The following is a 22060-nucleotide window of genomic DNA, read 5'->3' on the forward strand; positions in this document are numbered from 1 at the left end:
AGGTTCGCGCAGACCATGTCCGCGCCGCGTTCGGGGTCGGTGACGAAGTGGTGCGTCAGCGGCCGCGGAAACAGCAGCAGGCTCGGCCGCTCGACGTGCAGGGTCTCCTTGCCGTAGCGCACCTCGACGGCGCCACTGCGCACCAGGTGCAACTGCCCGTGCGTGCCATCGCCTTCCACCGTGTTGATGCCGCACAGCGCACCAAACAATGGTGTCAGGGACAATTTATCGCTCTGGCAACGAGCCAGGTATTGCCTCTGACATCTTGCTGCGCGACGCGCTGGCAATGTGCGCCATTTCGCCCAGTGTCCACTCCTGTGCCGGCGTTTCGTGCATGGCGACCAGCGCGTTGAGCAGCTGCGGATGCACACGGTTCGCCGTGTATCGCCATCAACTTCCCACCTCTACCGGACGGGCTCTCAGGGCTTGAGTCGCAGCGTATCGGCGAACTGGCGGTAGTACTGCTTGATGAGTTTCTTTCCAGCGGTGGGGGAGAACAGGTACAGGCGCATGAGCCCCTCGAATACGAGTGACAGACGCTCAGTAACGGCGCCAGGGTCGAGTTCGTCAGATATCTGACCGCGTCGCTGGGCCGCGCGTATTTCGCCATGAACACTGTCGACCAGGCCGGACTCCGAATCGCGAAGGAGTTTGGCGACATGGGGGTTGCGCGCACCTTCGCTGGCAATCTCTGCACGTAACACCGCCACCGCGTGCCCCTCGGGTGTGAGGAAGATATCTGCCAGGAGCCCTTCAATCGCCTTGCGACTGAAATCGGAACCCCAGAAACGGCTTATCAGAAGGTGATGCCGCTGCAGGTCGAGTTCGATCAGCGCAATGATGAGGGCTTCCTTGCCCGGAAAGTACTGGTAGATGTTTGCAACGCTGACCCCTGCAGCGGCGCTGATTTCGGAAATGGATGAGGCGTGAAACCCGCGTTGTATGAAGCAGCTGCGGGCCCCGTTGAGAATCCTGGTCGTGCGTTCTTCACGCGCCTGTTCATTGACGGGACGCCCGCGCGAGGGCTTGCTTGCATCGCTTTTCATGATCACACCTTGAACGGCAGTCGCGTCGACCGCGCCCGTGAGCGCGGTCGACACTTGATGGCCTCCGGGTGCGTCGTCGCCGTCCATTCAGGCGACGTCGCGCGGAGCGGGCGAGTACTGCGGGACTCAGCTGCGGAAGAAAGCCAGCATATCGCGATTGATCACATCCGGATGGACGGTAAACATGCCATGCGGGTAGCCCGGATAGATCTTCAGCGTGGCGTGCTTGAGCAGTTTTGCCGACAGTGGCGCGGAGTCGGCGAGCGGCACAATCTGATCGTCGTCGCCGTGCATCACCAGCGTGGGCACGTCGATGCGCTTGAGGTCCTCGGTGAAGTCGGTTTCCGAGAAGGCCTTGATACCGTCGTAGTGCGCCTTGGCACCACCCATCATGCCCTGGCGCCACCAGTTGTCTACGCAACCCTGGATCGTCTTGACCCCCGGGCGGTTGAAGCCGTAGAACGGGCCCGACGCGAGGTCGCGATAGAACTGGGAACGGTTGTTCGCCAGCGCGTCGCGCAGACCGTCGAAGACTTCCCTGGGCAGGCCGCCGGGGTTGCCGGCCGTCTTCAGCATCAGCGGCGCCACCGCGTTCATCAGCACCAGCTTGGCCACACGGCCGGCGCCGTGGCGGGCGACATACCGTGCCGCCTCGCCGCCACCGGTGGAGTGGCCGACGTGGATGGCATCGCGCAGATCGAGGTGCTCGACCACGGCGGCGGCGTCCGCGACGTAATGGTCCATGTCGTGACCGATGCTGCCCTGCGACGAGCGACCATGACCGCGGCGATCATGGGCGATCACGCGATAGCCGTGGTCGAGGAAGAACAACATCTGCGTGTCCCAGTCATCGCTGGACAATGGCCAGCCGTGATGGAACACGATGGGCTGGCCCTCGCCCCAGTCCTTGTAGAAGATTTCGGTACCGTCTTTGGTGATGATCGAGTTCATGTTCTGGTTTCTCTTTTGGGTGGGGAGGTGTGGTGTGGTGGCTGCTCGCGCGGTCGGCACGAGCAGGGGCAGGGCAGTCGCGGCGGCGGCGATCATGCCGGCGACCATCAGCTGGCGACGGCGAGGGTCGGTGGGTGTTACATCGTCTGAGTGCTGCATCGGAATGTTCGCTTTGTGTGGAGTGGGGAAAGTGCACCTCCACCGTCATCGTCGTGCCTGTCGGCGTGCCCGGGTGGCAGATGGGGCTAGCGGCGCAACGGGTGCGTTGTCGATGCGCGGCTATAAACGTCAGAGTGAAGCCGGCGTTGGCTCGACGCTCGCATACACCTTGATTTCCTGAAACTGCTCAATCGCATGTGGTCCGCAGAGCACGCCGATACCGCTTTGCTTGAAGCCGCTCTGTTCGAAGTGCTCGGACATGACGCCCCAGCAGTTCATCCAGATATGGCCGGCCTGAATGGCCTTGCCGACTCGCCGGCAGCGCGCCGTGTCGCTCGAGAACACCGAGGCGGCGAGACCGAATTCGGTGGCGTTTGCGCGCACGATGGCGCCGGCTTCGTCTTCAAAAATCTCGAAGGTCTGGACCGGCCCGAAGACCTCGGCTTGGATGACGTAGGTGTCCAGGTCCTGTACCTCGATCAGGCTTGGCCGATAGAACGCGCCTGCGGCCAGTGGGCCTTCGTCGACGGGGCCGCCGCGCACCAGGATGTCCGCATAGGATGATGCTTCGGCGACCACTGCATCGACGCGTCGAACACTGGCCTTGTCGATCAGTGGACCAAGCTGCGCCTGCGGATCCTCGCTGTCGCCAAGCCGAATGTTCTGATAAGCCTCGATCAGCGCGGCGCGCAATCGGTCGGCAATGCCACGCTGGGCCAGCACACGCGAACCGGTGCAGCAGAACTGGCCATTCATCGCGACCAGAGCCATGACGATCTGCGGTACCACCACATCAAGGTTGGCATCATCGAATACGACCAGCGGCGCCTTGCCGCCCAATTCCAGGTTCAAGCGCTTGAGCGTTTTGGCGCCGTTGGCGGCGATAAGGCGGCCCACCTTGGTGCTGCCGGTGTAACTGATCATGTTCACCTTGGGGGAATCGACCAGCATGGAGGCGCCGATGCTGCCGCTCTCCGTGATCACGTTCAGCACACCCGGCGGCAACGATTTGACGGCGGCGATGGCCTGGGCGAACAGGGCATTGGTAAGCGCGGTCTGATGCGGCAGTTTCAGCACCACTGTGCATCCGGCAGCCAGTGCGGGAGCGACTGCGCGCACTGACAGGATGATCGGCGAGTTCCACGGCGAGATCACCCCCACCACGCCCAGCGGTTCGGGGTCGGACTGAAAATGCATACCTGGAGCGGCTTCAAGGGCACGGCCACCGGTCTGCACCAGCGCGGTGGCGGCGCCATAACGTAGCCATTCCACTGTGGCCGCCAGTTCCCACTGGGTCTGCGCCAGCAGCTTGCCGCCTTCGCGGGCGAGCTGGATGGCCATCTCGTCCGCCCGCTTGGCGACCTCGTCGGCCAGTTCGAACAGGGCGCGCGAGCGCAGCGAGCGTTCGCTGGACCAGCGGGTCGTGTCGAAGGCCGTGCGAGCGGCCTCGATCGCCTGGCGCGCTTCGTCCGGGCCGATGTCCAGGTAGTTGCCCAGCGGCTGGCCGGTCGAAGGGCTGACCGCCTGCCTGATCGTGCCCCCGTTGTTCCAGCTGCCGTTGATCCAGTTCTTCGCAGCTCCAGTCAAATTCGAGCGTTGCATGATGTTTCCTTTCAGAGCATCCCGCGGATAGGTCGATGCAGACACGGTGGGGTAGCCGTTTGCCTGATCGTTTGACGCCGAGCTGACGGTGTTCGTCCGCTTCGTCTTAAAATAAGAATGAGCGATCATTTATATAAATGCAAGTATTACTTTTTTGGGCGATCTGGAATCCAGGGAGATGATCCGGTGGCGCTAGCAGCGCCGCCGGTTTCCGCGTCTCCTTCCTACGCCTTGCCCGCCTCGCTCCCGCCAAGCGCCTTCCACTCCCGCGGTGATTGCCCGGAGTGCGCCTTGAACGCACGGGAGAGGGCGGCCTCGCTGCCGTAGCCCACGTCGGAAGCGATCACCTTCAGGGGGCGTCCGCGGCGCAGCGCTTTTTGCGCCAGCCGCACGCGCCAGCCTTGCAGGTAGCGCCCCGGCGTCGTGCCGACGGTCTCGCGGAACGTGGTGGCGAACACGCTGCGCGACATGCCGGCGACGTGGGCCAGTTCGTCCAGCGTCCACTCCTGCGCCGGCGTTTCGTGCATGGCGACCAGCGCGTTGCGCAGGCGCGGRTGCGACAGGCCGGACAGCAGGCCGCCGTGCACGGCGCCGCTTTCCATCAGCTGGCGCAGGACCTGGATCATTACCACTTCGAACAGMCGCTCGATCAGCGCGACGCGCCCGCATCGCTGCTCGAAGGCTTCCTCGAACAGCAGCGCCAGCACGCCAGCCGCACGCGCCAGCCTTGCAGGTAGCGCCCCGGCGTCGTGCCGACGGTCTCGCGGAACGTGGTGGCGAACACGCTGCGCGACATGCCGGCGACGTGGGCCAGTTCGTCCAGCGTCCACTCCTGCGCCGGCGTTTCGTGCATGGCGACCAGCGCGTTGCGCAGGCGCGGATGCGACAGGCCGGACAGCAGGCCGCCGTGCACGGCGCCGCTTTCCATCAGCTGGCGCAGGACCTGGATCATTACCACTTCGAACAGACGCTCGATCAGCGCGACGCGCCCGCATCGCTGCTCGAAGGCTTCCTCGAACAGCAGCGCCAGCAMCGGTGCGGCGCCGGCGATGTCTTCCAGCGGCAGGCAGACAACGTCCGGCAGCGCCGAGGCGATCGGGTTGTCGGCGCCGCCTTCGAACGACAGGTTCGCGCAGACCATGTCCGCGCCGCGTTCGGGGTCGGTGACGAAGTGGTGCGTCAGCGGCCGCGGAAACAGCAGCAGGCTCGGCCGCTCGACGTGCAGGCCGGCGATGTCTTCCAGCGGCAGGCAGACAACGTCCGGCAGCGCCGAGGCGATCGGGTTGTCTGCGCCGCCTTCGAACGACAGGTTCGCGCAGACCATGTCCGCGCCGCGTTCGGGGTCGGTGACGAAGTGGTGCGTCAGCGGCCGCGGAAACAGCAGCAGGCTCGGCCGCTCGACGTGCAGCGTCCCTTTGCCGTAGCGCACCTCCACGGCGCCACTGCGCACCAGGTGCAACTGGCCGTGCGTGCCATCGCCTTCCACCGTGTTGATGCCGCACAGCGCACCGGTATTGAACACCTGCGCGTTCACCGGGAAATGCGCCATCAGCGCCGCCAGTCGGTCAGCCATGTTCGTACTCTCGATCAAGTTTTCAGGATTTTATATCACCGGTAGTGCCGGGTGGGTGGGCAAGATACCTCCACCGAGCAACACCGCCCGGATCCCCCCATTCAACAGGAAATACCGCCATGTCCATCCAGAAGATCCTCTACACCGCTGCCGCCACCGCCACCGGCGGTCGTGAAGGCCACGCCACCTCGTCCGACAACGTGCTCGACGTGCAGCTGTCCACTCCGCGCGAGCTGGGCGGCGCCGGCGGCCCCGGCACCAATCCGGAGCAGTTGTTTGCCGCCGGCTACTCCGCCTGCTTCCTCGGCGCGCTGAAGTTCGTCGCCGGTCAACAGAAGATCGCGCTGCCGGCAGACACCAGCGTCACCGGCAAGGTTGGCATCGGCCAGATCCCGACCGGCTTCGGCATCGAGGCCGAACTGACCATCGCCGCCCCCGGCATCGATCGCGACACCTTGCAGTCGCTGGTCGACCAGGCCCACGTGGTCTGCCCGTATTCCAACGCGACGCAGGGAAACATCGACGTGACGCTGCGCATCGCCGACTGATGGCACACCTCCAGCGCCAGGCGCGCCTGGCGCTTCTTCCATTCCCATCGAAAGGAAAATCATGAAAACCTCGAACAAACGTCTTGCCACCACACTTGCCGGATGGTTGGCACTGGGTGCCTTCGCGCTGTCCATGCCGCTGGCGGCGTCGGCACAAAAGTCGCCGGCGCCCAGGCCGACCGTGGTACTCGTGCACGGTGCCTTTGCCGATTCATCCAGCTGGAACGGCGTGATCGGGCAGTTGCACGACAAGGGCTACACCGTGATCGCTGCGGCCAATGAATTGCGCAGCGTGAAGAGCGATGCCGCGTCCGTCACCAGCGTCGTCAAATCCATTCATGGCCCGGTGGTGCTGGTCGGCCATTCCTACGGCGGCTCGGTGATCAGCGAGGCGGCGACGGGGCAGGACAACGTCAAGGCGCTGGTCTACGTGGCGGCGTTTGCACCGGACGTGGGCGAGAACGCGGTCGAGCTGTCCGGGCGTTTCCCGGGTGGTTCGCTGGGCCCCGCGCTGGCGCCGCCAGTGGAACTGGCTGACGGCGGCAAGGATCTGTATATCGACCAGGAAAAGTTCCACGCCCAATTCGCCGCGGACGTCCCTGCCGCGCAGGCCGCGTTGATGGCCGCCGGGCAGCGCCCCGTCACCGATGCCGCGCTGCATGAGGCGAGCACGTCGGCCGCGTGGAAAACCATTCCGTCCTGGTTCGTCTACGGCAGCGCGGACCTCAACATTCCACCCGCGGCGCAGGCCTTCATGGCCACGCGTACCCACTCGCGCAAGACCGTGGTCATCAAGGACGCTTCGCATGTGGTGATGGTGTCCCATCCGGCCGAAGTGGCCGCACTGATCGAACAGGCGGCGTCGGCGAAGTAACGGGCCAGGCTCATTGCCAGCTTGAAGCAGGAAGCAAGGGCTCGGGTTCATTTGCCGACACGGAAATGGAATCTGAGCCGCTTTTTTTGCCTCCGTTCAATTGGCCACGTTCCCTTGGGTTCTTCGAAATCGGGATGCCATGGAGCCCATTGTTTTCATGAAAAGTCAGTAGGTGTTTCCGATATTTGATGGTTTTTCGGGAAAGTCGGGATCAACACAATGTGCGCCTCAGATCGCGCATCCGACGCGTCAACAAAAGGAACTCAGCATGGCTTCCGCGTACATCGTGTTTGTCCGCGAGCGCAGTGTCGATGGTGACGCTCTCGCCCATTACTCGGCTTTGGTGCCACCGACTTTCGCTGGACGAAACGTCAATTTCCACGTCGCCTACGGGAGGCAGGAAGTCCTGGAAGGTCCGAAGGCGGATGGTGTGGTGGTGTTGGAGTTCGAGAGCTGGGACGAGGCAAGGCGTTGGTACGACAGTCCGGAGTATCAGGCTGCGATCCCCGTGCGGCAGGGCGGCGCCACGTTTCGGGCCATCCTTGTTGAAGGCACGGCGTGAAAGACTCGCGCCCCGTAAGGCAGGGCGGCCGGTAACGGCGACAGGTTCGCTTCCAGCCTGACCCGGTGAATCCGATTGAAGGTGGCGAGGCCACTCGCAAGTTTGGCCTCGAAGGTCGCTGTCCGCCATTTCAACCATTCAACCGGCCTCTGTTTTCCCTGAGCTCGTTTCCGAGTGGACGAGAGCGATACTCGCTACGTGCTGCCGTAAAAACCGGGCGTCGGATCAACACCGACCGTGCCGGGTGCTGCACGCAGGATGGCGTGCGGTAGACTATTGAGATTCGTTCTCATTTGCCTGCCATGACTCCACGACATCTGTTCGCAGCGCTGCTGCTGGCCACGCTTCTGTTCTGCCCACGTCTTCATGCGGCGGTGGACTCGGTTCCCACCACGTGGCGACTGCTGGACTACATCGCCGTGGACTACCGCGAGGCGGTGCGGGACGGCGCGGTCGTCAATCAGGTCGAGTACCAGGAGATGCAGGAGTTTTCGGCGACGGCGGCTGCGGCGATCAAGGCCTTGCCGCCCACGCCTGACTCGGCTTCGTTGAACCAGGGCGCCGTGGCATTGCAGCAGGCCATCCAGGCAAAGAGCGCGCCGGAGCAGATCGCCACTCAGGCGCGTGCCGTGGCGGCCTTGCTGATCAAGGCTTACCCCATCCCGTTGATGCCGACCAGCGCGCCGCAGTACGCACGCGGCCAGACGTTGTACGCACAGCAATGCGCGAGTTGCCATGGCGCCACGGGTGCCGGCAATGGTCCGGCCGCCGCGGGTCTGGACCCGCCACCGATCGACTTCACCGACCGCGCCCGCGCCGACGAGCGCAGCATCTTCGCGCTCTACCAGGTGATCGACCAGGGCCTGCAGGGTACGTCGATGCCCAGCTTTGCCAGCTTGCCGGCCGAGGATCGCTGGGCATTGGCGACCTATGTGGGCGCCTTGGCCTACCCGGAATCCGAGGCCGAAGCAGGGCGCGAGTTGCTGGAGAAAAATGACGCGTTGCGGGCAAGGCTCGATTTCAAGAGCTACGTGGACACGACACCCGCCACGCTGGCCACGGAGCTGCAGTCCGCGCAGAAGGCGGCGGCGATCGTGGCCTACGTGCGCCGGCATCCGGAGGCGACGCAAACGCGGGATGCGGAATCCGCCCTGGCGGTGTCGCATGAATTGCTTCGGCAGGCCATGGTGGCTTACCGCGGCGGCCAGCTGAAGCAGGCCAAGGACCTGGCGTTGTCCGCGTATCTGGACGGGTTCGAACCCGTCGAGCCGCTGCTCGCCGCCCGCGATGCACCCCTGATGGCGAAGATCGAGGAAGCGATGGCAGGCGTGCGCGCGGGCATCGGCGCTAACGTCGATGCCGATACCCTGCAGACCCAGGTCGATCGTCTGGACGATCTGTACGCTGAAGCGGGGCAGGTGCTCGCGCAGGGCGAAACATCCGCCGTGGCCAGCTTTGCTGCCGCCTTCACCATCCTGCTGCGCGAAGGGTTGGAGGCATTGCTCATCGTCGTGGCGATCATTGCCCTGCTGCGCAAGGCGGGCCGCAGGGAAATGCTTCCATGGGTGCATGGCGGCTGGCTGTCCGCGCTGGGCGCCGGCGCCGTGACGTGGGGACTGGCCACCTGGGTGGTTTCCATCAGCGGCGCAAGCCGTGAGCTCACCGAAGGTTTTGGCTCGCTGCTGGCGGCGATCGTGCTGATCTGGGTCGGCATCTGGATGCATGGAAAAAGCCACGCCGAGAACTGGCAGCGCTATGTGCGCGACAAACTTGGCCACGCGTTGAGCAAGACCTCCGGGGTTTTTCTGCTGGGCCTGATCTTCGTCGTCGTGTATCGCGAAGTCTTCGAGACCATCCTGTTCTATGTCGCCATCTGGAATCAGGGCAGCAAGAGCAGCGTGATCGCCGGAGGCGTGGCCGGGTCGCTGGTGCTGATGGTGATCGGCTGGTTGATGATGCGTTACAGCCGTCGCCTGCCGATCAGCCAGTTCTTCCGCTACAGCTCCGTGCTGATGGCGGTGCTGGCCGTCGTGCTGATGGGCAAGGCGGTCTCCGCGCTGCAGGAGGCCGGCTACCTGCCGATCACCTGGATCAATGGCGGGCCGCGGGTGGAGCTGCTGGGCATCTATCCCACCATGGAAGGCATTGCCGCCCAGGTCGGCATCGCGCTGGTCCTGGTTGTCGGGTTTGTCTGGTCCAACCGCTCGGCAGGTGCGTTGAAGGCGTCTGACGGAACTCGGTGACACCGAGCGCCTTCGGGCCTGGCTTCCTTCTGCCCATCGCTTCGCACATGCCGCTCAATGCAAATAAATGGTTGGCCCAAGCGCAACGGCAAACGCCGCTGTCACCAGGACGCCAAGCACCACCAGCACCGGGTGGCGGCCAATGTGGAAATCCTGTGCGGGCAGGTTGGAGCGGCGGGAATAGGCGACGTTGAACAAGCCTGCCGTGCCGCCGAATGATGCCGCCACCGCTGACGTCAGCGTGATCGCCATGCCATGCGGATTGAACAGGCCAACCAGCAGCGCGCTCACGCCGCCGACCACGTACACCGTCATCGCGATCTGGCGTTTCGTGCGCGCGGCCTGTTTACCACCGCCGAGCATCACCCCGAGCATGCGAATGGCGACGCGAACGACTTGGATGTAGACAACCAGGCCAACGACGAACAACCCCACCCGCCACAGCCACGGCCATGGCAACGGCGCCAACCCGCCACCCACGTCCGGTCCCCAGTCACCGAGGTTGGTGACGCCGGAGAACATCCAGTAGCCGGCCGCCACCATGCCTTTCACCGTGAACACGATCCACGCCACCAGGCGCGGCAACGGCCCGCGCAAGCGGCGCCATGCCAGATACGCCAGCGCTGCCAGCACCGCGTCCACGCAGGTACCGGCCATCGCCACGAGGCGGTGATCCCATCCCTGCGTGCCGGGGCATTCGATGTAGTAGGCGCCCAGTTCGCTGGGCTGGTGCCCGGTGGCGACGCAGGTGACGGCGTGGCCGAGCAGCTCATGCGCCATCGTGAGCAGGGGCAACAGCAACAATGCCAGGCCCACCAGCGTCCATGCGTCCACCGATGGACGTGCGTGCATGTCGTTCGTCGTCATCGCGTAACTCCCCTTGGATCAGGTCCAGAGGATCACGCGTATTCCCGCCGCTAGCCAGTGTCGCTTACAGGTGTCTGCCGTGACAGATGTCACGAACGCAAGCCGTGGGGCGGAAGCGGGCCGGGTCGGCTTGCAACGCAGCCGCCCGGATTCGGTTTTGCTTCAGCGCCCGCGGCGATCGTGGTCGGGGAAATGACCGCGGCTGCCGCCGACCGAAATGCTGATGCCGCCGGAAGGTTCGTCGCAGCTGCCAAACGCCTGGCTGACGTTCACCTGGCCCGCATTCCAGTTGCCGGTGCCCATGTGGCTGCCGGTGACGATGCCGGTGCCGACGCTGCCGTGGACTTGCGGCTTGTTGTAGGTGGAGTCGTCGCAATCGGGTGCTTCGGCGACGGGCTCGGTATTGCCCATGCGGCCGCTGGTATCGCCGTAATACACGCCCGGTGCATCGCCTGCCGTTTTCGGGGTGGCCGGTTTCGGGGCGGTGGTGCTGGCGGCGGGCAGGTCGCTGGGCGGCAGCTTCAGGTTCAGCGGCTTGCCGGTGGTCTGCGCCCACGCCGTGGTGGCCAGCAGGCTGGCTGCGGCGGCGACGAGAAGCCGTTTGATGTTCATGCGTACTCCGGGTTGATACCAGCACCAACGCGCGAGGTGCGGTTGGCGTGTACATCCGGGTTGGAAAGGCGTGGGGGCGACAAGTTCCTGTGGGGCCGTCGGTGTCGACTTTGTAGGAGCGACTTCAGTCGCGACGCTTTTGCTTTTGCGATTCAATGCAAAAACGTCGCGACTGAAGTCGCTCCTACAGTTGGAGTTGCCTCAGCCGGTGGTCTCGATGCGCTCCACGCGGCGCAGGCCACGCGGCAGCAAGCCGCCGCGGCTGGCGCGGGTGCCGCCGTATTCCACCAGGTCGGCCCAGCGCAGGGTGAGTTTGCGCTGGCCGGCGTACAGGGTGACTTCGCCCTTGCTTTCGCCGACCACGGCGATGCCGGCCACGCGTTCGTCGCCGGCGACCAGTTTCGCCTTGGGGATCTCGATCAGCTTGTTGCCCTTGCCCTTGTCCAGCTCGGGCAGCTCGGCCACCGAGAACATCAGCAGATGGCCTTCGGTGGTGACCACCACGATGCGGTCGCGGGCGGGGTCGGCGCTGATCTGCGGCGCCAGCACTTTCGCCTTGTCGCTGAGGCTGATGATCTGCTTGCCGGCCTTATTGCGGCTGGTGAGGGTCTCGAAGCGGGTGACGAAGCCGTAGCCGAAATCGGTGGCCAGGATCAGCCGGGTGGCGTTGTCGCCGGCGATCATGGCGTCGAAGCTGGCGCCGGCCGCGGGGCTGAAACGGCCGGTGAGCGGCTCGCCGTTGCCGCGCGCCGAGGGCAAGGTATGTGCAGGCGTGGAATAGGCGCGGCCGGTGGAGTCGATGAACGCCACCTGCTGCGTGGTGCGGGCTTTCACCGCGGCCAGCAGGCCGTCGCCTTCGCGATAGTTCAGGCCTTCGGCTTCGACATCGTGACCTTTCGCGGCGCGTGCCCAGCCTTTCTGGCTCAGTACCACGGTGACCGGTTCGCTGGCCACCAGCGCGCTTTCATCCAGCGCATGCGCCACGTCGCGCTCGACCAGCGGCGAGCGGCGGTCGTCGCCGAACTTGGCAGCGTCGGCGCGCAGCTCGTCCTTGATCAAACCCTTCAGCTTGGCCGGCGATTTCAGCAGCACGTTGATGCGCGCACGCTCCTCTTCCAGTTGGTCGGCCTCGGCGGAGATCTTCATCTCCTCCAATCGCGCCAACTGGCGCAGCCGCGTTTCGAGGATGTAGTCGGCCTGCTCCTCGCTGAGCTTGAAGCGGGCGATCAGCACGGGCCGCGGCTCGTCCTCGGTGCGCACGATGCGGATCACTTCGTCGAGGTTGAGGTAGGCGATGCGCAGCGCTTCGAGCAGGTGCAGCCGGCGCTCCACCTTGGCCAGCCGGTTCTGCAACCGGCGGGTGACGGTGTTGGTGCGGAAGCTCAGCCATTCGGTGAGGATGCGCTTGAGGTTCTTCACCTGCGGGCGCCCATCCAGGCCGATCATGTTGAGGTTGATGCGGAAGCTTTTTTCCAGATCGGTGGTGGCGAACAGGTGCTGCATCATCTCGTCGGCATCGACGCGGTTGGAGCGCGGCACGATCACCAGGCGGATGGGATTCTCGTGGTCGGACTCGTCGCGCAGATCCTCGATCATCGGCAGTTTCTTGGCGCGCATCTGCGACGCGATCTGCTCCAGGATCTTCGACGGGCTGACCTGGTGTGGCAGCGCGGTGATCACGATGTTGCCTTCCTCGCGCTGATACACCGCGCGGGCGCGCACCGAGCCGGTGCCGTTCTCGTACATCGCCAGCAGGTCGCCGCGCGGGGTGATGATCTCCGCCTCGGTGGGGTAATCCGGCCCGCGCACGTGCTCGAACAGGTCGGCCACGGTGGCGTCCGGATCGTCCAGCAGGCGGATGCAGGCGCTGACCACTTCGCGCAGGTTGTGCGGCGGGATGTCGGTGGCCATTCCCACGGCGATGCCCATCGAGCCGTTGAGCAGCACATGCGGCACGCGTGCGGGCAGCCAGCTCGGCTCCTCCAGCGTGCCGTCGAAATTCGGCACCCAGTCCACCGTGCCGTGCGCCAGCTCACCCAGCAGCGCTTCGGCGATCGGGCTGAGCTTGCTCTCGGTGTAGCGCATCGCCGCGAAGCTTTTCGGGTCGTCCGGTGAGCCGAAGTTGCCCTGGCCGTCGACCAGCGGGTAGCGGTACGAGAACGGCTGCGCCATCAGCACCATCGCTTCGTAGCAGGAGCTGTCGCCGTGCGGATGGAACTTGCCGATCACGTCGCCGATGGTGCGGGCGGATTTCTTCGGCTTGGCGGTGGCCGCCAGGCCCAGCTCGCTCATCGCGTAGATGATGCGCCGCTGCACCGGCTTCAGGCCGTCGCCCACGAAGGGCAGGGCGCGATCAAGCACCACGTACATGGAATAGTCGAGATAAGCCCGCTCGGCGTACTCCTTCAGCGGGATCTGTTCGTAATTGGCTTGCAGGTTCATGCAGTTACATCATTCGGTCGGCGCGCAGGCTGCGCGGTTAACCGGTCGATGGTGCCAGAAAGCGCCCGATTCTTGTAGGAGCGCACCCTGTGCGCGATGCTTTCCGTTGCGTGACGAAGAGCATCGCGCACAGGGTGCGCCCCTACAGGCGCTGCGCTTCGACACCCAGCTTCTGCAGCTGCACCTGCACGCTGTCCGGCCCGGCCAGATGCGCGGCGCCGACAGCGATGAAGACGGTGCCGGGCTGTTGCAGCAGGGCAGCGATCTTGGCTGCCCAGGCTTCATTGCGTTGCACCAGCAGCCGTTGGTAAAGCTCGGGCGCGGTCTGGCGCATGTCCTCGTCTTCGAGCCGGGCGATGGTGGCGACGTCACCGTTCTTCCAGGCGTCGATCAGCCGGGTCAGCTGGGTGGGTCCCTTGTCGGCATCGCGCATGGCCGAGCGCAGGAAGTCCAACTGCACTTCCTGCGGCATGTCGGCCAGGAAGTGCATCTGCTGTTCGGCGGATTCCAGGCCAAACACGGGTTTGCCGGCGGCGGACATCTGCGCCTTGAGCTGCTTGTCCACGCCGTGCTCCGGGTCGAGCCCGGCTTTCAGCAGCGGCGCGGTGGTGAGGGTCAGTGCGGCCAGCCAGGGGCGCATCACGTTCAGCGCCTGCATGCCGCCGGGCACGCCGGCCTCGGTCGCCGCCGTACGCAGGCGCTGTTGTCCATCGGCGTCGAGCTGGCTGGACAGCGGGTGCGCCGCATCCAGCCCGTAGCGCAGCACCAGCGCCATCATGTTGCCCGGGTCGTCGTCGGTCAGCTCGATGTAGAGCGCCTGGCTGTCGGCCACCGCGCGGTCCAGCGTGGCGTCATGCCAGTCGGCGTCGTTCGGCAGCAGGTGCACGGTGCCGAACAGGTAGATCGTGGTGTCGGCATCCTTCGTTACCCACAGCGCCGGCTTGGCGATGGCGGCCGCCGGAAGCAGCAGGACGAGGGCGATCAGCAGGCGCGCGGGCAGGCGTGGTTTGTTCATGCCCGCGAGTGTGACGGGTGCGGGCGGGTGGCTCAATGACGCGACGGACTCAGCGCGGCACGCGGTAGCCGCCGGGCACGCCACGCGCGCTGAGCGTCAGTTGCCACAGCTGGTCGCGGCGGCTGCGGAACACGGCGGCGGAGGTGGCCAGGTAGAAACGCCACATGCGGCGAAAGCGTTCGTCGTAGTGCGCCGGCAGATGGTCCCACGCCGCTTCGGCGTTGGCGTACCAGGCCATCAGGGTGCGGTCGTAGTCGGGGCCGAAGTTGTGCCAGTCCTCGACCACGAACAGGCCTTGCAGGGCCGCGGTCACCTGGGTGGCGGCGGGGATCATCGAGTTGGGGAAGATGTATTTCTCGATCCACGGATCGGGCTGCGCGGGCGCGCTGTTGGTGCCGATGCAATGCAGCAGCGACAGCCCGCCGCTCTTGAGGCAGCGCTCCACGGTTTCGAAATACGCGCGGTAGTTCTTGCCGCCCACGTGCTCGAACATGCCGATGGAATACACCGCGTCGAAAGGCTCGTCGATGTCGTGGTAATCCTGCAGGCGGATCTCGATGGGCAGGCCGGCGCACAGTTCGCGGGCGAACTCGGCCTGCTCCTGCGACACGGTGATGCCCACGCCGCTGACACCGTAGTTTTCCGCCGCGTATTTCAGCGCCTCGCCCCAGCCGCAGCCGATGTCCAGCACGCGTTGCCCCGGTTGCAGTTGCAGCTTGCGGCAGACCAGGTCGAGCTTGGCTGCCTGCGCATCGTCGAGGTTGTCGGCGGCGGCCCAGTAACCGCAGGAATACACCAGCCGCTTGCCCAGCATGGCCTGGAACAGGTCGTTGCCGAGGTCGTAATGCGCCTTGCCGATCTCGAACGCGTGCTCGCCGCGCTGCAGGTTGATGAAGCGCGCCTTGAGGTGGGCGACCACCGCCTCGAAGGTGTGCAGTTTCTGGTCGAGCCCGGACAGCAGCATGCGGGTGAACATGCCAGGCAGGTCGCCGGCGTCCCACCAGCCGTCCATGTAGGCTTCGCCCAGGCCCAGTGAGCCGTGGGCGAACACGCGCGAATACAGTCGCTCGTCGTGTACCTGGAGATCAGTGGGTGCGGCGCCGTTGATGGTGATGCCGGCGCTCTGCAGCAGTTCGCTGGCGCGATCCTTCAAGGTGTCCTGGCTCATGCCTTTCCTCGCGGAGTGGAACGAACAAACAGCCGTCAGCGCCGGATGGTGGACTCCCGGCGTTCGGCAACGTCGATGCGCGCGGCAGTCATCCGGCTTTCGCCGCCCCGTTGCCGAGCACGCCATAGTTTGCCGGCGTCCGTGCATACACCGTGTCGATGCCGGCGGCGCGTACGCGCTCCAGCAGCAGGTCGGCCTGGTCCTCGCGCAGCAGGAATTCCACCTTCACCGGCAGGTCGTCGGCCAGCTCGAAGAACTGCTCCTCGCGCAGCACGCCGTGGCGGCCGAAGCCGGCGGTGGCGCGAAACACCGAGCCGCCACCGAGGCCGTCGCGGCGTGCCTGCTCCAGCAGCCATTGCGATACCAGCATGCCCTCGTGGCGCGCGCGCACGTGGCAGTAGAACGTCAGATGCAGGCCTTGTTGCAGGTTGTCCTGATTCATGCCGGTTCCCCGATCAATGGCGCAGCAGGCTGCGGGTGAGGGCGATGCCGATGACGGTCATGCTGATCGAACCGACCACGTGCACCGCCACGTGGCCGCTGAACCACAGGTATTGCTGGCGCAGCAGCAAGGTGGCCGATTCCGCCGAGAAGGTGGAGAACGTGGTCAGCCCGCCGAGGAAGCCGGTGAACACGAACAGCCGCAGCTCCGGCGACAACGTCTGGAAATGGTCGAACACGCCCATCACGCAGCCCATCAGCAAGCCGCCGGTGAGGTTGGCCGCCAGCGTGCCCAGCGGCAGGGTGGGAAACAGCGGGTTGAGCGCGATGCCCAACAACCAGCGCGACCAGCAGCCGATGGCGCCGCCGAGGCCAATTGCAACGAATCCGGTTACACCCACGAGCGCGTCTCCTGACGAATGGAAGTGTCCGGCTACCGCGGCGGCAGGCACGCCTGCGCCGCCGGAAGCCGGTGGTGCAGGCATCATCAGCCCCTGCAGTGATGCGGGGCGGTTGGTTCCCTTGATCTTGCGTCGCGGGAACGGGAGGCATGCCATCTCCCGGAGCGGCCATGCTAGGAGCCGGGGCGATAGAAACGCAAGCGCGGCGGGGGCGCACCGTCGCATGGCGCAGGCCGGGCACGCGCTCGCTACAATGCACTTCCTGTTGCCGCCCGACGTTGCCGCTCCGATGAACCCACCCCCGCGCGCGGCACGTCGTAGCCTTCCCTGGTTGCTGGCGGCGTTGTCGATGATCGGCCCGTTTTCGATCGACGCGATCTTCCCCGCTTTCCCCCTGATCGGCGCCCATTTCCAGGTGGACAGCGCGGCCTTGCAGCAGCTGATCAGCGTCTACCTGCTGACCTATGCGGCCATGAGCCTGTTCCACGGCGCGATCTCCGACGCGATCGGGCGCAAGCCGGTGATGGTGGCTGGCATGCTGGTGTATGCGTTGGCGTCGGTGCTGGCGGCGGTATCCACCTCGTTCGCGATGCTGCTGGCCTGCCGCGCGCTGCAGGGTGCCTGCGCCGGCGCCGGGCTGGTGGTGGGGCGCGCGGTGATCCGCGATACGTTCGAAGGGCCGGCCGCGCAGCGGTTGATGTCGCAGGTGATGATGATTTTCGGCGTGTCGCCGGTGATCGCGCCGATGGTGGGCGCGTGGCTGCTGCCGCTGGGCGGCTGGCACGGCATCTTCTGGTTTCTGCTGCTGTTCACGCTGCTGCTGTCGGCGGCCGTCGCGATCTGGCTGGAGGAGAGTCACCCGCCTGCGCGGCGCACCACGTTCGCGGTGCGTCCGCTGCTGGCCGGCTATCTGTCGTTCGGTCGTGACCGGCCGTTCTGGCCGTTGCTGATTTCCAGCTCGGTGAACTTCGCGGGGTTGTTCCTGTTCATCGCCTCGGCACCGCGCATCGTGCTGGAACTGCTGCATCTGTCGGCGCAGGATTTCCCCTGGTTGTTCGTGCCGGTGGTGGTCGGGCTGATCAGCGGCGCCTGGCTTTCCGGGCGACTGGCCGATCGGCGCAGCGTGCGTTTCACGGTCAACCTGGGTTATGCGGTGATGCTGTTGGCGTGTGTGCTGCATGTATCGCTGGCGCTGGCGTTGCCGCAACCACGGCTGCCGTGGTCGATGTTGCCGCTGGTGCTGCACGGCGTGGGCGTGCAGTTGGCGTTCCCCACGCTCACCTTGCTGCTGCTGGATCGCTTCCCCCACCTGCGTGGCGGCATTTCCTCGGTGCAGGCGTTTGCCAGCCTGCTGCTCAGCAGCCTGGTCGCGGGCGTGCTGTCGCCGCTGCTGTCGTCGACCATGTTGTCGCTGTCGCTGGGCTCATCGACCCTGACCCTGATCGGCGTGTTGTCGTGGTACTGGTACGGGCGGATCAGCCGCGTGCCGAAGGCGCCGGGTCTGGCGCGGGATGTCGAACTGCAGGCGCAGATCACCGAGCCGCGCTGACGTCGCGGTCCAGCCGTATTCCTTTCCATTCCATTCGTTGCCGCGAGGAGCCGCATGAAAGCACGCATTGATTTCCGTACCGCTGTCCCCGACGCATTCAAGGCGATGCGTGGCCTGGAAGCCGTTGTGCATCGCAGTGAACTGGAGCATTCGCTGCTGGAGCTGGTGAAGGTGCGGGTGTCGCAGATCAACGGCTGCGGCTATTGCCTGGACATGCACATCAAGGAGGCGCGCGCCGCCGGCGAAACCGAGCAGCGGCTGTACCTGCTGTCGGCCTGGCGCGAGGCGCCGTTCTATTCGCCGCGCGAGCGCGCCGCGTTGAGCTGGGCCGAGGCGGTGACCCAGGTTTCCACCAACGACCTGCCCGATGAGCTGTATGCCGAGGTGCGCGAGCACTTCGATGAAAAAGCGACAGTCGAATTGACGTTGGCGATCATCGCCATCAACGGCTGGAACCGGTTGGTGAAGGCCTGCCGTACCGAGGTGGGCAGTTATATGCCGGCAACGGTTGCGTGAGCTTCGGTCGGTTGGGGCGGGCCTTTTGACGGCTGCTTGACCGCGACCGATCCAGACTTTGCGGACGCCATCGGTCCGGTGTTTCCGGACTGCCGCGACTGCATTGCTGGAGGTTCGGTCATGCCTTACAAATCCATTAGCGACCTGCCTGATTCCGTACGCGACAACGTGCCGAAGCATGCGCAGGAGATCTACAAGGAGGCGTTCAACAGCGCCTGGGGCGAGTACGCCGACAAGGACGATCGCCGCGGCGATGCGTCGTGCGAGGAGACGGCGCACAAGGTGGCGTGGTCGGCCGTGAAGAAGGATTACAGGAAAGGCGACGACGACAAGTGGCACGCCAGGTAAGCCGCGTGGCCTTGGCGGTGACGGCTGATCGTCAGACCAGCCCGCGCGCGACGAGAAACGCCCGCGCTTCGGCCGCGTCGTTCTCGAACCAGGCCCGGGTGGAACCCAGCCGGAACGTATAGCCCCACGCATCCATGTCGGCCATCAGGCGTTCGCGGCCCACGCCGGGGAAGGCATCGGCCAGCACGATCTGCAGGTAGCAGGTGGCGTCCTCTTCCTCGATGGAATCGGTGGCGTTGGTATGGACGTCCAGACGTCTGTCCGGTGGCATCACGATCAGGTGGCAGGCCTCGTGCAGCAGCGAATGCAGCGGCGTATCCGCCCGCGCGTAGACCGTGGTGCCGATGATGCCGGCTTCCTCGTCGCCCCAGAAGCTGCCGGGGATGGCCGCGCCATCGTCAACGCGTTGCAGCGTCAGGCCGTAGCGGCCCAGCAGCGCGGTGGGCGCGTCGAAGCCGAGCTGGGCCAGCCGCAACACGGTATCGGGCGATCCGGCGGGCGAGGGATGTGCGGATGACATGTTGGGGGCTTGGTGACGAGAGGCGGGGAGGGCCGGGCGGATGCGCCGGCCCGCCGCTGGAACGCTCAGCTGGCCGTGGCGGCGTCGCCGGCGTCCGGTTTTTTCTTGCCGTCCGGCAGCGTCACCGACAGCTCGAGGATCTCATGGCCGCTGTCACGCTCCAGGTTGATGTTGATCGCCTCGATGTCGACGTGCACGTATTTCTTGATCACTTCGAGCAATTCGTTGCGCATCATCGGCAGGTAGTCGGGCGCGCCGCGGGAGGAGCGCTCCTGCGCCACGATGATGCGCAGCCGCTCGCGGGCCACGGTGGCGGTCGGCTCGGGCCGGCGCTTCAGGAAATCAAGAATACCCATCGTGATCAACCTCCGAACACGCGCTGGAGAAAGCCCTTCTTGGGCACATCGATGAAGCGGAGCGGACGCTCTTCGCCGAGGATGCGGGCCACCGTGTCGCTGTAGGCCTGGCCAGCCGGGGAGGCCGTGTCGACGATCACCGGGATGCCGTTGTTGGACGCGGTGAGCACGTTCTCCGATTCCGGGATCACGCCGACCACCTTGATGCCCAGGATGTCCTCCACGTCGGTGACGCTGAGCATTTCGCCGATCGCCACGCGCGCGGGGTTGTAGCGCGTCAGCAGCAGGTGCTGGGTGACCTGGCCTTCGCCGCGCTCGGCGCGCCGCGTCTTGCTGGCCAGCAGGCCCAGGATGCGGTCGGAATCGCGCACCGACGACACTTCCGGGTTCACCACCACGACGGCCTTGTCGGCGAAGTACATGGCCAGGTGGGCGCCTTTCTCGATGCCGGCGGGAGAGTCGCAGATGACGTAGTCGAAGCCGTCCTCGGACAGGCTGTCGAGCACTTTCTCGACGCCTTCCTGGGTCAGCGCATCCTTGTCACGCGTCTGGCTGGCGGCCAGTACGTACAGGTTCTCGTAGCGCTTGTCCTTGATCAGCGACTGTTTCAGGGTGGCTTCGCCGTGCACCACGTTGACGAAGTCATACACGACGCGTCGCTCGCAGCCCATGATCAGGTCGAGGTTGCGCAGGCCGACGTCGAAGTCGATCACGGCGACTTTCTTGCCGGCCATGGCCAGGCCGGTGGCGAGCGAGGCGCTGGTGGTCGTCTTGCCGACGCCGCCCTTGCCGGAAGTGACAACGATAATCTCAGCAGTCAAGAGCCCATCTCCGCAAGGTTGTTGTTGCAGCTGATCACAGTTTTGCGATCAACAGTTTTTCGCCCTCGAGCCAGCATTGCACGGACCGGCCCTCGAGGTCGTCGGGAATTTGTTCGAACACGCGGTACTGGCCCGCGATGGCCACCAGTTCCGCCCGGAAATCGGAGACGTAGATGCGCGCTTTCTCGTCGCCCTGCGCACCGGCCATGGCGCGTCCGCGCAGGCCACCGTAGATGTGGATATTGCCATCGGCGATCACTTCGGCACCGTTGGCGATCGCACCGGTGACGATCAGATCGCGGTCGCGGGCGTAGATCTGCTGGCCGGAGCGCACCGAGCCGTCGTGGTGTTGCGCGCCCAGCGGGTGGCCCGCTTCGGGCGGCGCCAGGATCGGCTCCGGCCGCGCCACGGGTTCGGGCGCACGGGTCTCGGCGGCCGGCGTGGCCGCGGCCGGCTCATAGGCGGCGCGGAACTTGGCGATCAGCGGCAGGCCCATGCGGCTGGCCAAAGCCTCGGTTTCGCTGGTGCCGTAGGCCAGCCCCACCGGCAGCATGCCGGCGCTGCGCACCGCTTCGAGCAGCGCGTCGACCGTGCCGTCATCCGGCAGGTGCAGCAGGTGGCTGAGGTCCAGCACCACGGCGGCGCGGGAGAACATCTGCGGCGCGGCGCGTACGCGGCGCTCAAGCTCCTCGCACAGTGCGGCCGCATCGACCCGGCGCACGCGCACGCAGGCGATGCCTACCTGGCCGAAGCGCAGGTCGCAGGCGTCGGTTGATTCGGTTTTTGCGTTCATGAATGTTGTTTTCCCGCCGATGTGCGCGCAGGGGTGGCTGCCAATGCCGGCACGGTGCGCTCGCTCAACCAGGGCACGTCGGGCAGGCCACCCTTGTCGAGCCAGGTTTCGCGCACGTAGGCGTAACTGGGCAGGTCGAGCGCCAGCAGGCTGACCTGCGGGCCGTCCTTGCCCATGCGTTGCTGGCCGACTTCCTGGAAGCCATAGGTGCCGTGGAAAAGCACGACCACGTCGTCGCGTGGTTCCAGCAGCACTTCGCAGGTGAGCAACGGCACGCGCACTTCGGCGTAGCTGTGCACGTCGCAATACAGCACGCGGCCCAGGCCGTGGCGATGGTAGGCGTTGGCGATCACGATGCGATCGATGTACATGAACTGCGGGTAATGCTCGCCGAACCAGCGGTAGTTGGGACTGTCGTACTCGCCGCCATCGCGAAGGGCGATCAGGAAACCGGCGAGGTGACCGTCGACCTCGGCCACGCGGAAGTATTCCGCGTGCTCGTAGAAATAGCGCAACCGCGCGGAGTCGAGTGCCAGGATGGAGCGGCCGGCGGCGTTGTTGAGCGCCAGCACCGCATCCAAGTCGTGCTCGCGCACGTCGCGGATGGCAAGAACCATTCGTTGCTCCGCTTGATGGAGTCGGGGAAAGGCCAA

At 65.5% G+C, this 22060-nt stretch carries 23 protein-coding genes, 3 pseudogenes and 1 riboswitch; of the genes and pseudogenes, 7 read left to right on the plus strand and 19 right to left on the minus strand.

Annotated features, from left to right (window positions below; all coding sequences use genetic code 11):
- The 7 genes and pseudogenes from ASD68_RS17185 to ASD68_RS17195 form a co-directional block, all read right to left on the minus strand.
- Positions 1-224 (minus strand): AraC family ligand binding domain-containing protein (locus ASD68_RS17185; RefSeq protein ID WP_235578658.1); only part of this gene is annotated, 224 nt, incomplete at its 3' end.
- Positions 225-267: 43 nt separating this feature from the next.
- Positions 268-366, minus strand: a pseudogene (locus ASD68_RS17190) (AraC family transcriptional regulator); the annotation flags it as partial.
- A 53-nt stretch (positions 367-419) separates the two neighbouring features.
- Positions 420-1100 carry a TetR/AcrR family transcriptional regulator gene (locus ASD68_RS00780; RefSeq protein ID WP_056602540.1) on the minus strand — a complete coding sequence of 227 codons (681 nt, stop codon included), beginning with the start codon at positions 1098-1100 and terminating at the stop codon, positions 420-422.
- Between the two features lie 72 nt (positions 1101-1172).
- Positions 1173-1997 (minus strand): alpha/beta hydrolase, encoded by an 825-nt coding sequence (locus ASD68_RS00785; protein ID WP_200945336.1) that lies wholly within the window; start codon positions 1995-1997, stop codon positions 1173-1175.
- A gap of 288 nt (positions 1998-2285) precedes the next feature.
- Positions 2286-3758, minus strand: a complete 1473-nt coding sequence (locus tag ASD68_RS00790; protein WP_056602544.1) for an aldehyde dehydrogenase family protein — start codon at positions 3756-3758, stop codon at positions 2286-2288.
- Between the two features lie 224 nt (positions 3759-3982).
- Positions 3983-4462 (minus strand): annotated as a pseudogene (locus ASD68_RS00795) (AraC family transcriptional regulator); the annotation flags it as partial.
- 2 nt (positions 4463-4464) lie between these two features.
- Positions 4465-5331 (minus strand): annotated as a pseudogene (locus tag ASD68_RS17195) (cupin domain-containing protein); the annotation flags it as partial.
- 119 nt (positions 5332-5450) lie between these two features.
- On the opposite strand from ASD68_RS17195, the gene ASD68_RS00805 reads away from it, so the two are divergent.
- The 4 genes from ASD68_RS00805 (at position 5451) to ASD68_RS00820 (ending at position 9558) form a co-directional block, all read left to right on the plus strand.
- Positions 5451-5879: an organic hydroperoxide resistance protein gene (locus ASD68_RS00805; protein ID WP_056602545.1), complete on the plus strand. Its 429-nt coding sequence runs from the start codon at positions 5451-5453 to the stop codon at positions 5877-5879.
- A 61-nt stretch (positions 5880-5940) separates the two neighbouring features.
- Positions 5941-6753, plus strand: a complete 813-nt coding sequence (locus ASD68_RS00810; RefSeq protein WP_082545903.1) for an alpha/beta hydrolase — start codon at positions 5941-5943, stop codon at positions 6751-6753.
- Positions 6754-7021: 268 nt separating this feature from the next.
- Positions 7022-7315, plus strand: a complete 294-nt coding sequence (locus ASD68_RS00815) for a DUF1330 domain-containing protein (RefSeq protein WP_056602547.1) — start codon at positions 7022-7024, stop codon at positions 7313-7315.
- A 302-nt stretch (positions 7316-7617) separates the two neighbouring features.
- Positions 7618-9558 carry an FTR1 family protein gene (locus ASD68_RS00820; RefSeq protein WP_056602549.1) on the plus strand — a complete coding sequence of 647 codons (1941 nt, stop codon included), beginning with the start codon at positions 7618-7620 and terminating at the stop codon, positions 9556-9558.
- Between the two features lie 54 nt (positions 9559-9612).
- Here the strand turns inward: ASD68_RS00820 and ASD68_RS00825 are convergent, their stop codons facing one another.
- From ASD68_RS00825 to crcB, 7 genes are all read right to left on the minus strand, one after another.
- Positions 9613-10425, minus strand: a complete 813-nt coding sequence (locus ASD68_RS00825) for a hypothetical protein (RefSeq protein ID WP_235578595.1) — start codon at positions 10423-10425, stop codon at positions 9613-9615.
- A gap of 162 nt (positions 10426-10587) precedes the next feature.
- Complete coding sequence (locus ASD68_RS00830; RefSeq protein ID WP_056602552.1) at positions 10588-11037, minus strand: hypothetical protein; 450 nt, start codon at positions 11035-11037, stop codon at positions 10588-10590.
- Positions 11038-11238: 201 nt separating this feature from the next.
- The gene (gene parC, locus ASD68_RS00835; RefSeq protein WP_056602554.1) at positions 11239-13479 is read right to left on the minus strand and encodes a DNA topoisomerase IV subunit A; all 2241 of its coding nucleotides are present in this window, start codon (positions 13477-13479) and stop codon (positions 11239-11241) included.
- A 142-nt stretch (positions 13480-13621) separates the two neighbouring features.
- Positions 13622-14494 carry a TraB/GumN family protein gene (locus tag ASD68_RS00840; protein WP_056602556.1) on the minus strand — a complete coding sequence of 291 codons (873 nt, stop codon included), beginning with the start codon at positions 14492-14494 and terminating at the stop codon, positions 13622-13624.
- A gap of 49 nt (positions 14495-14543) precedes the next feature.
- On the minus strand, positions 14544-15662 hold the full coding sequence (cfa, locus tag ASD68_RS00845; RefSeq protein WP_056602558.1) for a cyclopropane fatty acyl phospholipid synthase: 1119 nt from the start codon (positions 15660-15662) through the stop codon (positions 14544-14546).
- 88 nt (positions 15663-15750) lie between these two features.
- Positions 15751-16104, minus strand: a complete 354-nt coding sequence (locus tag ASD68_RS00850; RefSeq protein ID WP_056077659.1) for a DUF190 domain-containing protein — start codon at positions 16102-16104, stop codon at positions 15751-15753.
- Between the two features lie 13 nt (positions 16105-16117).
- Entirely contained in the window at positions 16118-16504 is a 387-nt protein-coding gene (gene crcB / locus ASD68_RS00855; RefSeq protein ID WP_056077662.1) for a fluoride efflux transporter CrcB, read from the minus strand.
- Between the two features lie 70 nt (positions 16505-16574).
- Positions 16575-16673: riboswitch (Fluoride riboswitch) on the minus strand.
- 120 nt (positions 16674-16793) lie between these two features.
- On the opposite strand from crcB, the gene ASD68_RS00860 reads away from it, so the two are divergent.
- The 3 genes from ASD68_RS00860 (at position 16794) to chaB (ending at position 18917) form a co-directional block, all read left to right on the plus strand.
- On the plus strand, positions 16794-18053 hold the full coding sequence (locus ASD68_RS00860) for a multidrug effflux MFS transporter (RefSeq protein ID WP_056080731.1): 1260 nt from the start codon (positions 16794-16796) through the stop codon (positions 18051-18053).
- A gap of 54 nt (positions 18054-18107) precedes the next feature.
- Positions 18108-18569: a carboxymuconolactone decarboxylase family protein gene (locus ASD68_RS00865; protein WP_056602560.1), complete on the plus strand. Its 462-nt coding sequence runs from the start codon at positions 18108-18110 to the stop codon at positions 18567-18569.
- 120 nt (positions 18570-18689) lie between these two features.
- The gene (chaB, locus tag ASD68_RS00870) at positions 18690-18917 is read left to right on the plus strand and encodes a putative cation transport regulator ChaB (protein WP_056602563.1); all 228 of its coding nucleotides are present in this window, start codon (positions 18690-18692) and stop codon (positions 18915-18917) included.
- A gap of 31 nt (positions 18918-18948) precedes the next feature.
- On the opposite strand, the gene ASD68_RS00875 is transcribed toward chaB, so the two are convergent.
- The 5 genes from ASD68_RS00875 to ASD68_RS00895 form a co-directional block, all read right to left on the minus strand.
- A complete protein-coding gene (locus tag ASD68_RS00875) occupies positions 18949-19437 on the minus strand; it encodes a hypothetical protein (protein ID WP_056602565.1) in 489 nt (162 codons plus the stop codon).
- Between the two features lie 65 nt (positions 19438-19502).
- Positions 19503-19793 (minus strand): cell division topological specificity factor MinE, encoded by a 291-nt coding sequence (minE, locus tag ASD68_RS00880; RefSeq protein ID WP_056080734.1) that lies wholly within the window; start codon positions 19791-19793, stop codon positions 19503-19505.
- Positions 19794-19798: 5 nt separating this feature from the next.
- Positions 19799-20614 (minus strand): septum site-determining protein MinD, encoded by an 816-nt coding sequence (gene minD, locus ASD68_RS00885; RefSeq protein WP_056077673.1) that lies wholly within the window; start codon positions 20612-20614, stop codon positions 19799-19801.
- Between the two features lie 34 nt (positions 20615-20648).
- Positions 20649-21407 carry a septum site-determining protein MinC gene (gene minC, locus ASD68_RS00890; protein WP_056077676.1) on the minus strand — a complete coding sequence of 253 codons (759 nt, stop codon included), beginning with the start codon at positions 21405-21407 and terminating at the stop codon, positions 20649-20651.
- Positions 21404-22024 (minus strand): GNAT family N-acetyltransferase, encoded by a 621-nt coding sequence (locus tag ASD68_RS00895; RefSeq protein ID WP_056077679.1) that lies wholly within the window; start codon positions 22022-22024, stop codon positions 21404-21406. The genes minC and ASD68_RS00895 overlap by 4 nt, the downstream gene beginning before the upstream one ends.
- Between the last annotated feature and the right edge of the window lie 36 nt (positions 22025-22060).

Origin of the sequence: Rhodanobacter sp. Root627 (genome assembly GCF_001427835.1) — a bacterium.
Lineage (GTDB): Bacteria > Pseudomonadota > Gammaproteobacteria > Xanthomonadales > Rhodanobacteraceae > Rhodanobacter > Rhodanobacter ginsenosidimutans.